Origin of the sequence: Ramlibacter sp. AN1015, from assembly GCF_037726105.1 — a bacterium.
Taxonomy (GTDB): domain Bacteria; phylum Pseudomonadota; class Gammaproteobacteria; order Burkholderiales; family Burkholderiaceae_C; genus Ramlibacter.
In genome coordinates this window covers 349,936-362,399 of record NZ_JBBJUM010000003.1, presented here as the reverse complement: position 1 = coordinate 362,399, position 12,464 = coordinate 349,936, and the positions used below count along the sequence as shown (strand labels likewise).

The following is a 12,464-nucleotide window of genomic DNA, read 5'->3' as shown; positions in this document are numbered from 1 at the left end:
GCGCCTGCGGCTTCTCGCGGCGGCGTGCCTGCGCGGACAATACGTGGCATGCGCGAATCCACCCCGCCACTGAACGCCGCACCCAATTTTCGAGACCTCTCCGAGCATGTGCGCGCCAGCATCGCGATGCGCCCGCGCACGCTGTTTCGCTCGGACCACCTCGGCGCCCTGGGCGACAAGGATGCGCAGCAGATCCAGGCGCTGGGCGTGCGGCGGGTGCTCGATTTCCGGGGCGTGGACGAGCGCCGCAGCGCCGTGTGCAAGCTGCCCGACGTAGCAGTGCACTCGCTGGCCATCGAGCCGACAATCGTTCAGGTGCTCAGCGATCTGCTCTCGGCGGGGCGGCGGCTCACGCCGGCCGACGTGGTGGCGCACATGCAGGACACCTACCGCGGCTTCGTGCGGCAGCACACGGACCGGTTCGCCGAGTTCTTCCGGCACCTGCTCGCCTCGAGCGAGCCAACGGTCTTCCACTGCACGGCCGGCAAGGACCGCACGGGCTTCGCGGCGGCGCTGGTGCTGCGCGCACTCGGCGCTTCCCAGCAGGACGTGCTGCGCGACTACCTGCTCACCAACCAGCGCCTGAAGGCACCGCCGGGCACAGCCTGGGGCCTGAGCCCTGAGGTGGCTGCTGTGCTGTGGAGCGTGCGCCCTGAGTTCCTGCAGGCCTCCTTCGATGCCGTCGAGCAGGACCACGGTTCGCTGGAGGCCTACCTGCGCGACGGGCTGCGGCTGGGGGAGCCGGAGCGCAAGGAGCTGCGCCGGCTCTACTTGTTGCAGGGCTGAGGCTGCGCTGCCGCGCGGAGTGGGCTCCTACGCCTGGCGACGCGCTGCTCCGACAGGGGAGGGCGGCGGCCGAGCAGAGCATGGGCGCCAGCACTATGCGCAAGGAGTCATCATGGTCAACCAGAATTATTCCCCCGACGGAAAGCCCCGCAAGAGCGACGACCGGGCCAGCCCGGATGTCGAGCGCTATGCCACGGACGGCCAGTCCGATGCGCGTGGCAAGGGCGCGAGCGACGAGCAGGGCGAGCGCCCGCCGCGCAGCGCCGAACGCAGCCTTGAGCAGCGCTCGCAACCGTATGCGGGAGACGGCCCCGGCAAGCCCGGGCTCACCAGTGACCGGCAGCCCGACCTGGTGGCGCCCAGCGGCGTGAACCAGCGCGACCACGGTGTCGCAGGCGACAAGCCCATGGGTGGCGGGGCGGTCAACTTCGACGACTTCGAGGAAGAGCACCCCCGCGGGGACACCCGGCGCACCGGCGGTACCTGGGACGCAACGGGCAGCGACAGCGGTTCGGTGGACGCGGCGCCGGGCGCGGGCATGTCCGACCGCATCGGCCCCAGCGACCCCGACAACAACCGCGATCCGCGCTCGCGCTGATCGCACGCCCCGTCTACGCACGCCGCAGCGGCAAGGGCTCCGTGGCGCTCGCACCGCGCAAGCCGTCTGCTGGGCCGCTGCGCGGCTTGCGACCGGCGAAGCACCCCGGGCGCCCGGTGCTTGCGCACGACGCGGGCGTGCCTTTCACACGCCATTCGGCCTCTCGAGAATCGCTTGCTCCCCCGTCCTACACCGCGCGCTGCGGCGTGCCGACAGCGATTCTGCACAGCTTGCCTAGAGTGTTCCTCCTGAAGCTTTCGATCACGACGCAGGAGGTCACCCGATGAACCAGAACGCAGACAAGCCCGACGCCGCCGGCGACCGCGAACGAGCCGAACAGCGCGAAGGCGATGCGAAAAAGACCCCGTCGAGCGACATGCAGCCCGACGACGCCGGCACCGAGGCGTCTGCAGAACCGGACGCCCGTGCGACTGCCGGTGGCACGCCGGCAGAGTCGGTGATGAAGCAGCAAAGCAAGACCGACGCGGAGCGCAATCGCTGAATACCAACAAGCTTGCAAGAAGCACCCACAGGAGGAGCCCCATGCTGGAGTCCCAGGACGACCCGATCGATCAACTCGAGGCGGAGCACGAGTGCATGCGCGCACTCTTCACGCAGTGGCGGCAACTCGCCTCGCAGGGAGCGCCGCTCGCGCAGCGCCAGGCGCTGGCCGAGCAGATCTGCCTCGAGCTGACCATCCATTCGCGCCTGGAAGAGGAGTTGCTCTATCCGCTGGCGCGCGAGCTCGTCGGAGAGGCCGGACTTCCAGGTGGCGCCGAACAGGCACATGCCTGCGCCAAGGACATGATGTGCCGGGTGCTGAAGGTGCGGGCCAACGATCCTTTGTACGACGCCCGTGTGATCCGGCTCGGCGAGGCCATCGAGCAGCACATGGCGGCGGAGCGCGATGAGCTCTTCCCTCGCCTGCGCCGCTGCGGAGCCGACCTGGCTCTGCTGGGTCGGAGGCTGCGGGAGCGGCGGCGCGAACTGGAAGCCGTGCCCGAGGCGCTGCGCGAAGAGGTGCTGGTCTCTGCCATGGCTTGAGGCGCGTCCCGGGGGCGGGCGCGGCGTGTCCTACAGCCGGCGACCGTCGCAGACGACAGCCGGAGCGGAACTTTCCGGGGCCATGGCGTTCCGGTGCCGACGAAGATGGCGGCCACCTTTCCAACGAACACAACCCAAGGAGTTCCTGATGAACCGTACCCCCCTTATTCGTGGTGTTGCGCTGTCCATGATCGTCGCCGGCAGCCTCTCGCTGGCCGCTTGCGGCCGGGAAGAGGCAGACGTCAACACCACTACCGGTGGCGCCACGACGCCCGCCACGACCCCCCCGACGACGACGACCCAGCAGCCGGTCGTGCCGGCGCCGGGCACCGGCACCGCCTCGGGTGGCGCCAGCGGCGGCGCCTCGAGCGGCGCGACGGCCGGCTCCTCCGGCTCATCGACCAGCCCCGACACCAGCACCAGCGGCGCAGGCACGGGCAGCAGCGGCTCGGGCGGCAGCAGCACATCCGGTTCGGGCAGCAGCGGTGGCACGACAGGCGCCAGCCCCAGCGCTAGCGGCAGCAGCAGCGGAAGCGGGGGCAGCAGCACCAGCGGCGCTGGCGGCAGCAGCAGCACCAGCAGCACCACCCCGCCGTCGGGCTCCGGCTCTGCGGGCGCTTCAGGGTCCGGCTCGAGCTCGGGCACGGGTTCGATGGGCGCCGGCGGGTCCGGCTCGTCGGGCTCGACCGGCTCCTCGGGCTCGTCCGGCTCGTCCGGCTCGTCGGGTGCAGGCAGCACCACCGGCGGCTCCAGCTCTGGCGGTTCCACCACCACGCCGTCGCGTTGATATGGCAGGGCGGATTCTCTTCGCATGTGTGTTGGCCGGCATGGCGCTGGCGGGATGCGAGCGCGGCGCCGACACCGGCGCCACGTCCAATCCCAATCTGCCGGGCCGCCCCGGTGAGGGGAATCCGACCACCACGGTGGCGCCGCAGCCCGAGCCGCGAACCCAGGTCGATTCCCCGGGCATCACCGAACGTGCGAAAGCCTACGTGCCTCCGGGCATCACCGGCCGTGGCCAGGCGGAGCCCGGCATTCCGACCGAGCAGGGGGTGGGCACCACCGGTGGCCTGGGCGGCTCGCCTGCGGGTGCTGGCGACGCCGCCGCGACTCGGGGCTCTCCGGGTGGCGGTGACGGACACGCGCCGCGGAGCCAATAAAGCTTTCTGCCGAACGCCGAGGGGATCAGCGCGCTGATCCCCCTTCTTGTTTCATGTCGGCTTCAGCCCCGCTCCACCGGCCGGCCGGGGTCGCTGCACCACTCGCTCCAGCTGCCCGCATACAGGCCTGTCGGCCCGAGGCCGGCCACCTCCATGGCCAGCAGGTTGGGGATGGCGCTGACGCCGCTGCCGCAGTGGTGCACCACGGTGGCCGGATCGCGTCCCGCCAGGAGGTTCTCGAACTCGGCGCGCAGCGCCTGAGGCTCCTTGAAGCGTCCGTCGGGCCCGAGGTTTTCCGTGAAAGGACGGTTCAGCGCGCCCGGTATGTGCCCGGCGACCGGGTCCAGCGGCTCCACCTCGCCGCGAAAGCGAGGTCGGGCGCGGGCATCGATGATGGTCTGGCCGCGGGAGTCGAGCCCACGCAGCACCTGCTCGGTCGTGACGAGCCGACGGTGCTCGGGACCGACGCGGAAGTTCGACTGGAAGCGCGACGGCTCATCGCCGCCGCGCAGCGCGCCACCCGCCGATTCCCAGGCCTGCAGGCCGCCATCGAGCACGGCGACCGCTTCGTGGCCCATCCACTTGAGCATCCACCACAGCCGGCCGCAGTAGTTGGCGCCCTGGCGGTCATAGACGACCGCCTGCATGTCGTTGGTAAAGCCGATGGCGCTGAGCCACATCGCGAATTTCTCCCGGCTGGGGAGTGGGTGCCGCCCGCCCGAGGCCGCGTCGGCCTGGGGACGGCGTCGGCCGTCCGGATCGACCACGCCCTCATCGCTCAGATGCCGGTCCATGTGCGCATAGATGGCGCCGGGGATGTGCGCCCGGTGGTACTGCTCTTCCCCCGCCGCCGGGTTGGTGAGGTCGAAGCTGCAGTCGAACACCATCAGCGGCGTGTCGGTCTGCTGCAGTTCCTGCAGCTGAGGCGGATCGATGAGCGTGGTGTAGGTGCGAAAGCTGTGGGTCATGGGTCAGTGTTCCTCGGCAGGTGCGTGCGGCGCGGCGCGGGCGCGCAGCGCGGTCGCCGCAAGGCCGCTGGCGACGATCAGGGCCATGCCCGCCCAGCCTTGCGCCGGAATGTGTTCCCCGAACAGCAGCAGGCTGTAGAGCGCGGCGAACACGATGCCAGAGTACTGCAAACTGGCCACCACCAGCGTGGCACCGTGGCTGTAGGCGCGGGTGATGCACAGCTGCCCGAGTGCAGCGAGAGCGGCTATGGGCAACAGCCAGATGGCGTGCTCCCAGTGCCAGCGCGAGATGCCCGTGAACGCCATCGCGATCGCACCGCCCACCGCGGAGCCCACCGCGAAATAGAAGACCGTGCGCGCCTCGGGCTCGCCGAGCTTTCCCAGCGCCATCACCTGCATGTAGGCGAAGGCAGCCGTGAATCCGGAGAGCAGGCCGACCAGGGCGGCGAACAGGCTGTCGGGATCGACCGTCGGACGCAGCATCATCACCACGCCGGCGAACCCCGCGAGCACCGTCAGCGCGAGCGGACCCTGCCGCAACGCCGGGCCAAAACCCGCACGGGGGTTCCAGGTGATCAGGGTGCCGCCAATCAGAAAGGCCGCAACCCAGACGCTGCTCATGTAGTTCAGCGTCATGGCGGTGGCAAGCGGAAGGTAGGCCAGCGCGTAGAACGACGCGCCCAGCGACAGCACGCCGATCAGGCTGCGCCAGGCGTGCATGCCGGGATAGCGCGTGGCAAGCCCCACACCCTGGCGGCGCGCCAGCAGCCACAGCAGTCCCATGCCGAGCACGCCGCGCCAGAAGACCAGTTCGGCCGTGGTGAAGCCGGCGGATGCGAGCTTGACGCAGACGGCCATGCTGGCGAAGAAGAAGGCCCCGAGGACCATCCACAGGGCCTGCATGCCGGAAGGGGGCGAGGCGGGCGTCAGACGCGTAGCGGGCCCGCGCCGATCTGGCTGCGGTACCACTCGTGGAAGTGCTGCATGCCGTCTTCCATGGGGCTCTGGTAGGGGCCGACCTCGTTGTCGCCGCGCTGCATGAGCGCCTTGCGTCCGGCGTCCATGCGCAGGCCGATCTCGTCGTCCTCGACGCAGGTTTCCATGTAGGCCGCCTGCTGGGCCTCGACGAACTCGCGCTCGAAGGCGGCGATTTCCTCGGGGTAGTAGAACTCGACCATGTTGAGCGTCTTCTGCGGCCCGAGGGGGTAGAGCGTGGACACGGTGAGCACGTGCGGATACCACTCGACCATGATGTGCGGGTAATAGGTCAGCCAGATGGCGCCGTACTTCGGCGGCTCGCCGCCGCGGTACTCGAGCAGGGCCTTGTGCCAGCGCTCATAGATCGGGCTGCCGGCGCGCCCCAGGCGGTTGGCCACGCCCACCGTTTGCACGGAGAAATGCTTCTTGAACTCCCAGCGCAGATCCTCGCAGGTGACGAACTGCCCGAGGCCGGGGTGGAACGGCCCGACGTGGTAGTCCTCGAGGTAGACCTCGATAAAGGTCTTCCAGTTGTAGTCGCAGCTGTGCAGCTCGACGCGGTCGAGCACCATGCCGCTGAAGTCCAGCTCTGCGCGCGGGCCCATACCCGCAAGGTCGGCGTGGATGTCGCGGCCGTTGTCCTCGAACAGCAGTCCGTTCCAGTCGCGCAGGCGCCAGTTGCGCAGGTCCAGGCAGGGGTCGTGCGAGAAGTGCGGCGCACCGAGCAGCGTGCCGGCAGGGCTGCCGCCCTGGCCGGCGCTGTAGGTCCAGCGGTGCAGCGGGCACACGATGTTGCCGCCCGAGGCCGGGTCGCTTCGCGTGGAGCCGCGGCCGCGCAGGATCACCGCCTGCCGATGCCGGCACACGTTGCTCACCAGTTCGACGCCGCGCGGCGTGCGCAGCAGCGCACGGCCCTCACTCTCGTGGGGCAGGGCGTAGTAATCGCCGAGTTCGGGAACCGCGAGCTGATGGCCGACGTAGCGCGGTCCGCGCTTGAAGATGGTGTCCATCTCGCGCGCGAAGAGTGCCTCGTCGAAGTAACTGGATACAGGTAATTGGCTTGTGGCCTGCTGCAGTTGAAGACTTAAATCAGACATTTCACCTGACCTAGAGACTCCCCCTATGAAGGGGCAGGTAAGCGCTTATCCGGGGACGGGCGCGGGAAAAGGACCGGCGATTGTAGCCCCCGGGTCTCGCGCGGGTGGAGGAGCCTAGAATGGTCCCTTTGCCCCGCGCCAAGATGTCCGAGCAGGCCAACGCCCCCCAGTTCCCCAGTTATGAAGCCGCACTCGCGGAACTCGAACAGCTGATCTCCCGCATCGAATCGGGACAGCTTCCGCTGGAGCAACTGCTGGCCGGCTACGAGCGCGGTGCCGAGTTGCTGCAGTACTGCCGGGGCCGGCTCGAGGCCGTCGAGAACCAGATCAAGGTGCTGGACGAAGGCAGGTTGCGCGCCTGGACCCAGGAATGAGCGCGGTCATGGCGCATTCATCCGACGCATGGGACCTCGCGTCCTGGAGCAAGGCCCACCTGGCAGCGGTGGAGTCGGCACTTTCCGATTGGGTCGTGGCCGACGCACCGGCGGGGCTGGGTGAGGCCATGCGCTACGCGGTGCTAGACGGCGGCAAGCGCCTGCGGCCGCTGCTGGTGCTGGCCGCAGCCGAGGCGGTACAAGGCGGTGCCCGCGCGGCGCTGCGGGCTGCCTGCGCGGTGGAGTTGATCCACGCCTATTCGCTCGTGCACGACGACATGCCCTGCATGGACAACGACGTGCTGCGCCGCGGCAAGCCCACCGTGCACGTGCGCTTCGGACAGGCGCAGGCCCTGCTCGCGGGCGACGCCTTGCAGGCCCTTGCCTTCGAGCTGCTCACGCCCGCAGACGACGGCGTGCCGCACCAGGTGCAGGCCACGCTGTGCCGTCTGCTGGCGCGTGCTGCCGGATGTGCGGGCATGGCCGGTGGCCAGGCCATCGATCTCGCCAGCGTCGGTGAGGCACTCGACGAGGCCCAACTGCGTCGCATGCACCGGCTCAAGACGGGCGCGCTGCTGCAGGCGAGCGTGATGATGGGCGCTGCTTGCGGCGACATCGACCCGCGGACGCACGACGCTCTCGAACGCTACGGCGAGGCACTCGGGCTGGCCTTCCAGGTGGTCGATGACGTGCTCGATGTCACGGCCGATTCGGCCACGCTGGGCAAGACCGCCGGCAAGGACGCCGCGCAGGACAAACCCACCTATGTTTCACTGCTCGGGCTGGAGCGCTCCCGCGCGTACGCCCGCGAGCTGCTTGCGCAGGCGCTCGCCGCGCTCGATGCGTCGGGGCTGCAGGACACCCGTGCGCTGCGCGCGCTGGCCGACATGGTCGTGAACCGCGAACACTGAACTACGCCATGGCATCTCTGCTCGAATCAATTGCTTCCCCCCAGGATCTGCGGCGTCTGCCGCGGCAGCAGCTGGCGCAGCTCGCGGACGAGTTGCGCGCGTACGTGCTGGACAGCGTCTCGCGCACCGGCGGGCACCTCAGCTCCAACCTCGGCACCGTCGAGCTCACCATCGCGCTGCACTACGTCTTCAACACGCCGCACGACCGGCTGGTCTGGGACGTGGGACACCAGACCTACCCGCACAAGATCCTGACCGGTCGGCGCGAGCGCATGGCCACGCTGCGGCAGCTCGGGGGGCTGTCGGGGTTTCCGATGCGCAGCGAAAGCGAATACGACGCGTTCGGCACGGCGCACTCGTCCACCAGCATCGCCGCGGCGCTGGGGATGGCGGTGGCAGCCAAGCGCAAGGGCGACGACCGCCGCGCCGTGGCCATCATCGGCGACGGCGCCATGAGCGCGGGCATGGCCTTCGAGGGCTTGAACAACGCCGGCGTCTCCGACTGCGACCTGCTGGTGGTGCTGAACGACAACGACATGTCCATCAGCCCGCCGGTGGGAGCCCTCAATCGCTACCTGGCGCAGCTCATGAGCGGCCGCTTCTACGCCGCCGCGAAGAACGTCGGCAAGAACGTCCTGAAGGTCGCGCCGCCGCTGTTCGAGCTGGCCAAGCGGCTGGAGGAGCATGCCAAGGGCATGGTCGTGCCGGGCACGCTGTTCGAGGAGTTCGGCTTCAACTACATCGGCCCGATCGATGGCCACGACCTCGATTCGCTGGTCCCCACGCTGGAGAACATCCGCGCGCTGCGCGGTCCGCAGTTCCTGCACGTCGTGACCAAGAAAGGCCAGGGCTACAAGCTGGCCGAAGCGGATCCCGTGGCCTATCACGGCCCCGGCAAGTTCGATCCGCTCGTAGGCCTTGCGCCGGCGAAGCCGGGCAAGCCGACCTTCACGCAGGTGTTCGGCTCCTGGCTGTGCGACATGGCCGAGCGCGACGATCGCCTGGTGGGCATCACGCCTGCCATGCGCGAGGGCTCCGGGATGGTCGAGTTCGAGAAGCGCTTTCCCGACCGCTACTTCGACGTCGGCATCGCCGAGCAGCACGCCGTCACCTTCGCCGCGGGCATGGCCTGCGACGGGCTCAAGCCGGTGGTGGCGATCTACTCCACCTTTCTGCAGCGCGCGTACGACCAGCTCATTCACGACGTCGCGCTGCAGAACCTGCCGGTGGTCTTCGCCCTTGACCGGGCCGGCATCGTCGGGGCAGACGGCGCGACCCATGCCGGCGTGTTCGACGTTCCCTTCGTGCGCTGCATCCCCAACATGAGCCTTGCCTGTCCGGCCGACGAGGCCGAGTGCAGGGCGCTGCTGTCGACCGCCTTCGCGCAGGACCATCCGGTGGCCGTGCGCTATCCACGCGGTGCAGGTGCCGGCGTCGCGGTACCGGCCAGCCTGGAGGCGCTGCCCTTCGGCAAGGGCGAGCTGCGGCGCGAGGGGCGCGGTATCGCGATCCTCGCCTTCGGCACCCTGTTGTACGCGGCGCTCGAAGCCGCCGGGCCTCTCGACGCGACGGTGGTCAACATGCGCTGGGCCAAACCCCTGGACCTGAGCTTGCTGCTCGAGGTTGCGCAGCGGCACGAGGCCATCGTCACCGTGGAGGAGGGGGCGGTGATGGGCGGCGCCGGCAGTGCTGTCGCCGAGGCATTGCACGCGGCCGGGCTGGCGCGTCCGCTGCTGCAGATCGGCGTGCCGGACGCATTCACCACGCACGGCGACCCCGCGCGTCTGCTGGCCCTCCTGGGGCTCGATGCGGCAGGCATCGAGCGCGCCGTGCGTGCCCGCTTCGGCAATCTTGCCGCGCCGGCGCCAGCACCCGGGCTGAAGGTCGTCGGCTGACCTGTGCCTGGACCGCGATCGCGGTCCGCGCAACGAGGGCTTCTACGCACGGGAAAACCCCGCTGAGTCGGCCTGCCTGCGCTCCTTAGAATCGCGCCGCGCTTGAATACAAAATGTTCACTGGCGCACCGATTCACTTCCAATCACGAGTAGGAGCGTATTACATGGACCGTAGGTCGCTGATCAAGAACGCCGGCATCGCCGGGGTGCTCGCAGCCGGTGTGGCACCGGCCGTTCACGCCCAGGCCACCGTCCGGTGGCGGCTCGCTTCGAGCTTTCCCAAGTCGCTGGACACCATCTATGGCGCGGCCGAAACCTTCTCTCGCGTTGTGCGTGCCATGTCGGGCGGCAAGTTCGAGATCTCCGTACATGCCGCTGGTGAGCTGATGCCGGCCTTCGGCGTCGTGGACGGCGTGCAGAACGGCACCGTCGAAGCCGCCCACACCGCGCCCTACTACTTCTTCGGCAAGGACGAGTGCTTCGCTCTGGGCTGCGCCATCCCGTTCGGCCTGAACAGCCGGCAGATGAGCGCCTGGATGCTCGAAGGCAACGGCGGCAAGCTCATGCGGGAGTTCTACGCCCGCTACAACATCGTGAACTTCGCAGGAGGCAACACCGGCGCGCAGATGGGAGGCTGGTTCCGCAAGGAGATCAATTCGCTCGCCGACGTGAAGGGGCTCAAGTTCCGCATCGGCGGCTTCGGCGGCAGGGTGATCGAGCGCATCGGCGGGGTGCCGCAGAACATTCCCGGCGGCGAGATCTACCAGGCGCTCGAAAAGGGCATCATCGACGCCGCCGAGTGGGTGGGCCCCTACGACGATCTCAAGCTGGGCTTCAGCAAGGTCGCGCCGTTCTACTACTATCCCGGCTGGTGGGAGGGCGGTCCGCAGATCGACTTCTTCATCAACCAGAAGGCTTTGGATACGCTGTCCGCGGAGAACAAGGCAATCCTCGAAGCTGCCGCTGCGCAGGCCCACGTGGCGATGCAGGCAAAGTACGACGGCCAGAATCCCAGCGCCTTGAAGCAGTTGGTGGGCGCAGGCACCAAGCTGCGCCCCTTCCCCAACGACATGATGAACGCCGCCTTCAAGGAAGCCACGGGCCTGTACGAGGAGCTCTCGTCCAAGAACGAGAGCTGGAAGAAGATCTACGCCGACTACGCGCGCTTCCGCGCCGACCAGAACCTCTGGTTCCGCTTCACCGAAGCCACGTTCGACCGTTTCCTGCAGGCACAGAAGCTCTGAAGACGGGGTGCGCGCCGCTCCAGGCGCCGCGAACCCATGGGATCGGAGGGGGACTTCTGCGCCTCCTGCACCAGGCCCCGACGGGGCCTTTTCGCTTTGGCGTTTCGCCACCCGCGCAGCGACTCCGGCTTTCCTGTCAGTCGTCTGCAAGTGTTTTGCAAGCTTGGTTGCCATCATGCGCCCGCCAATTCCTGTCACTCATGGAGACCAAGCAGATGGATCGTCGCTCCCTCATCAAGCATGCCGGCGTGGCCGGCGTGCTGGCCGCCGGCGTCGCACCCGCGGTGCACGCGCAGGCCACCGTACGCTGGCGCGTGGCGTCCAGTTTTCCCAAGTCGCTCGACACCATCTACGGCGCCGCCGAAGTCTTCGCGCAGAAGGTGCGCGCGCTGTCCGGAGGCAAGTTCGATGTGTCGGTGCACTCCGCCGGCGAACTGATGCCGGCATTCGGCGTGGTCGATGGCGTGCAGAACGGCACCGTCGAAGCGGCCCACACCGCCCCCTACTACTTCTTCGGCAAGGACGAGACCTTTGCCATCGGCGGCGCCATTCCGTTCGGCCTGAACAGCCGCCAGATGACCGCCTGGACCTTCGAGGGCAACGGCCTGAAGCTGATGCGGGAGTTCTACGCCAAGTACAACATCGTGCACTTCGCCTGCGGCAACACCGGCGCCCAGATGGGCGGCTGGATGCGCAAGGAGATCGCCAACGCCAATGACCTCAAGGGGCTCAAGTTCCGCATCGGCGGTTTCGCAGGCAAGGTGCTCGAGCGCCTCGGCGGCGTCCCGCAGAACATTCCGGGCGGTGAGATCTACCAGGCACTCGAGAAGGGCACCATCGATGCGGCCGAGTGGATCGGCCCTTACGACGACCAGAAGCTTGGCTTCAACAAGGTGGCGCCGTTCTACTACTACCCCGGCTGGTGGGAAGGCGGCCTGCAACTGGACCTGTACATCAACCAGAAGGCATACGAGGCGCTCAACGCCGAACAGAAGGCCATCGTGGAGGCGGCCGCCACCTACGCGCACGTGGAAACCCAGGCCAAGTACGACGTGAAGAACCCCACGGCGCTCAAGCAGCTCGTCGGCTCCGGCGCAAAGCTGCGGCCCTTCCCGGCCGACGTGATGACGCAGGCCTTCAAGCAGTCGATGGACCTGTACGAAGAGCTCTCCGCCAAGAACGAGAACTGGAAGAAGGTGTACAGCGACTACGCGCGCTTCCGCTCCGACCAGAACCTCTGGTTCCGCTTCACCGAGGCCAGCTTCGACCGCTTCATGCAGAGCCAGAAGCTGTAATTCGTACTAACCGGGCCCGACAATCGGCTCGGGTATCCTCGGGGGCCGCGCGACAGCGGCCCCTGTTACTTTTGCGCTCCGCATACTGCCTCGCGGGCGAGGCAGGACCAACAC

General features: G+C 68.4%; 14 protein-coding genes. 10 read left to right on the top strand and 4 right to left on the bottom strand.

Features of this window, described 5'->3' with window-relative positions; translation table 11 throughout:
• Positions 1-48: 48 nt before the first annotated feature.
• The 4 genes from WG922_RS06925 (at position 49) to WG922_RS06910 (ending at position 2,428) form a co-directional block, all read left to right on the top strand.
• A complete protein-coding gene (locus WG922_RS06925; protein ID WP_340281609.1) occupies positions 49-786 on the top strand; it encodes a tyrosine-protein phosphatase in 738 nt (245 codons plus the stop codon).
• Between the two features lie 112 nt (positions 787-898).
• Positions 899-1,384 carry a hypothetical protein gene (locus tag WG922_RS06920; protein ID WP_340281608.1) on the top strand — a complete coding sequence of 162 codons (486 nt, stop codon included), beginning with the start codon at positions 899-901 and terminating at the stop codon, positions 1,382-1,384.
• Positions 1,385-1,667: 283 nt separating this feature from the next.
• On the top strand, positions 1,668-1,886 hold the full coding sequence (locus tag WG922_RS06915; RefSeq protein WP_340281606.1) for a hypothetical protein: 219 nt from the start codon (positions 1,668-1,670) through the stop codon (positions 1,884-1,886).
• A gap of 41 nt (positions 1,887-1,927) precedes the next feature.
• Positions 1,928-2,428, top strand: a complete 501-nt coding sequence (locus WG922_RS06910) for a hemerythrin domain-containing protein (RefSeq protein ID WP_340281605.1) — start codon at positions 1,928-1,930, stop codon at positions 2,426-2,428.
• Between the two features lie 30 nt (positions 2,429-2,458).
• Here WG922_RS06910 and WG922_RS06905 read toward each other — a convergent pair whose 3' ends face one another.
• A complete protein-coding gene (locus tag WG922_RS06905) occupies positions 2,459-3,241 on the bottom strand; it encodes a hypothetical protein (protein ID WP_340281604.1) in 783 nt (260 codons plus the stop codon).
• A gap of 14 nt (positions 3,242-3,255) precedes the next feature.
• Here WG922_RS06905 and WG922_RS06900 point away from each other — a divergent pair, with 14 nt between their 5' ends.
• On the top strand, positions 3,256-3,588 hold the full coding sequence (locus WG922_RS06900) for a hypothetical protein (protein ID WP_340281603.1): 333 nt from the start codon (positions 3,256-3,258) through the stop codon (positions 3,586-3,588).
• A gap of 62 nt (positions 3,589-3,650) precedes the next feature.
• Here WG922_RS06900 and WG922_RS06895 read toward each other — a convergent pair whose 3' ends face one another.
• Genes WG922_RS06895 through WG922_RS06885 form a run of 3 tightly spaced genes read right to left on the bottom strand, consistent with a single transcriptional unit; the run spans position 3,651 to position 6,631 of the window.
• Complete coding sequence (locus WG922_RS06895; RefSeq protein WP_340281601.1) at positions 3,651-4,556, bottom strand: sulfurtransferase; 906 nt, start codon at positions 4,554-4,556, stop codon at positions 3,651-3,653.
• 3 nt (positions 4,557-4,559) lie between these two features.
• On the bottom strand, positions 4,560-5,459 hold the full coding sequence (locus WG922_RS06890) for a DMT family transporter (RefSeq protein WP_340281600.1): 900 nt from the start codon (positions 5,457-5,459) through the stop codon (positions 4,560-4,562).
• 23 nt (positions 5,460-5,482) lie between these two features.
• Positions 5,483-6,631, bottom strand: a complete 1,149-nt coding sequence (locus WG922_RS06885) for an aromatic ring-hydroxylating oxygenase subunit alpha (protein WP_340281598.1) — start codon at positions 6,629-6,631, stop codon at positions 5,483-5,485.
• Positions 6,632-6,750: 119 nt separating this feature from the next.
• Here WG922_RS06885 and xseB point away from each other — a divergent pair, with 119 nt between their 5' ends.
• The 5 genes from xseB (at position 6,751) to WG922_RS06860 (ending at position 12,350) form a co-directional block, all read left to right on the top strand.
• On the top strand, positions 6,751-7,005 hold the full coding sequence (xseB, locus tag WG922_RS06880; RefSeq protein WP_340281597.1) for an exodeoxyribonuclease VII small subunit: 255 nt from the start codon (positions 6,751-6,753) through the stop codon (positions 7,003-7,005).
• An 8-nt stretch (positions 7,006-7,013) separates the two neighbouring features.
• The gene (locus WG922_RS06875; RefSeq protein WP_445322799.1) at positions 7,014-7,916 is read left to right on the top strand and encodes a polyprenyl synthetase family protein; all 903 of its coding nucleotides are present in this window, start codon (positions 7,014-7,016) and stop codon (positions 7,914-7,916) included.
• 8 nt (positions 7,917-7,924) lie between these two features.
• The gene (dxs, locus tag WG922_RS06870) at positions 7,925-9,811 is read left to right on the top strand and encodes a 1-deoxy-D-xylulose-5-phosphate synthase (RefSeq protein ID WP_340281595.1); all 1,887 of its coding nucleotides are present in this window, start codon (positions 7,925-7,927) and stop codon (positions 9,809-9,811) included.
• 164 nt (positions 9,812-9,975) lie between these two features.
• Complete coding sequence (locus tag WG922_RS06865) at positions 9,976-11,055, top strand: TRAP transporter substrate-binding protein (protein WP_340281594.1); 1,080 nt, start codon at positions 9,976-9,978, stop codon at positions 11,053-11,055.
• A 215-nt stretch (positions 11,056-11,270) separates the two neighbouring features.
• Positions 11,271-12,350, top strand: a complete 1,080-nt coding sequence (locus WG922_RS06860) for a TRAP transporter substrate-binding protein (protein ID WP_340281593.1) — start codon at positions 11,271-11,273, stop codon at positions 12,348-12,350.
• The last annotated feature ends 114 nt before the right edge of the window (positions 12,351-12,464 follow it).

Excerpts from the sequence above, each read along its gene's own strand:
- xseB (WP_340281597.1), top strand. The coding sequence starts at position 6,751 with ATGGTCCCTTTGCCCCGCGCCAAGATGTCCGAGCAGGCCAACGCCCCC.
- dxs (WP_340281595.1), top strand. The coding sequence starts at position 7,925 with ATGGCATCTCTGCTCGAATCAATTGCTTCCCCCCAGGATCTGCGGCGT.
- WG922_RS06910 (WP_340281605.1), top strand. The coding sequence starts at position 1,928 with ATGCTGGAGTCCCAGGACGACCCGATCGATCAACTCGAGGCGGAGCAC.
- WG922_RS06915 (WP_340281606.1), top strand. The coding sequence starts at position 1,668 with ATGAACCAGAACGCAGACAAGCCCGACGCCGCCGGCGACCGCGAACGA.
- WG922_RS06860 (WP_340281593.1), top strand. The coding sequence starts at position 11,271 with ATGGATCGTCGCTCCCTCATCAAGCATGCCGGCGTGGCCGGCGTGCTG.
- WG922_RS06920 (WP_340281608.1), top strand. The coding sequence starts at position 899 with ATGGTCAACCAGAATTATTCCCCCGACGGAAAGCCCCGCAAGAGCGAC.
- WG922_RS06875 (WP_445322799.1), top strand. The coding sequence starts at position 7,014 with ATGGCGCATTCATCCGACGCATGGGACCTCGCGTCCTGGAGCAAGGCC.
- WG922_RS06925 (WP_340281609.1), top strand. The coding sequence starts at position 49 with ATGCGCGAATCCACCCCGCCACTGAACGCCGCACCCAATTTTCGAGAC.
- WG922_RS06895 (WP_340281601.1), bottom strand. The coding sequence starts at position 4,556 with ATGACCCACAGCTTTCGCACCTACACCACGCTCATCGATCCGCCTCAG.
- WG922_RS06885 (WP_340281598.1), bottom strand. The coding sequence starts at position 6,631 with ATGTCTGATTTAAGTCTTCAACTGCAGCAGGCCACAAGCCAATTACCT.
- WG922_RS06890 (WP_340281600.1), bottom strand. The coding sequence starts at position 5,459 with ATGCAGGCCCTGTGGATGGTCCTCGGGGCCTTCTTCTTCGCCAGCATG.
- WG922_RS06905 (WP_340281604.1), bottom strand. The coding sequence starts at position 3,241 with ATGCGAAGAGAATCCGCCCTGCCATATCAACGCGACGGCGTGGTGGTG.
- WG922_RS06900 (WP_340281603.1), top strand. The coding sequence starts at position 3,256 with ATGGCGCTGGCGGGATGCGAGCGCGGCGCCGACACCGGCGCCACGTCC.
- WG922_RS06865 (WP_340281594.1), top strand. The coding sequence starts at position 9,976 with ATGGACCGTAGGTCGCTGATCAAGAACGCCGGCATCGCCGGGGTGCTC.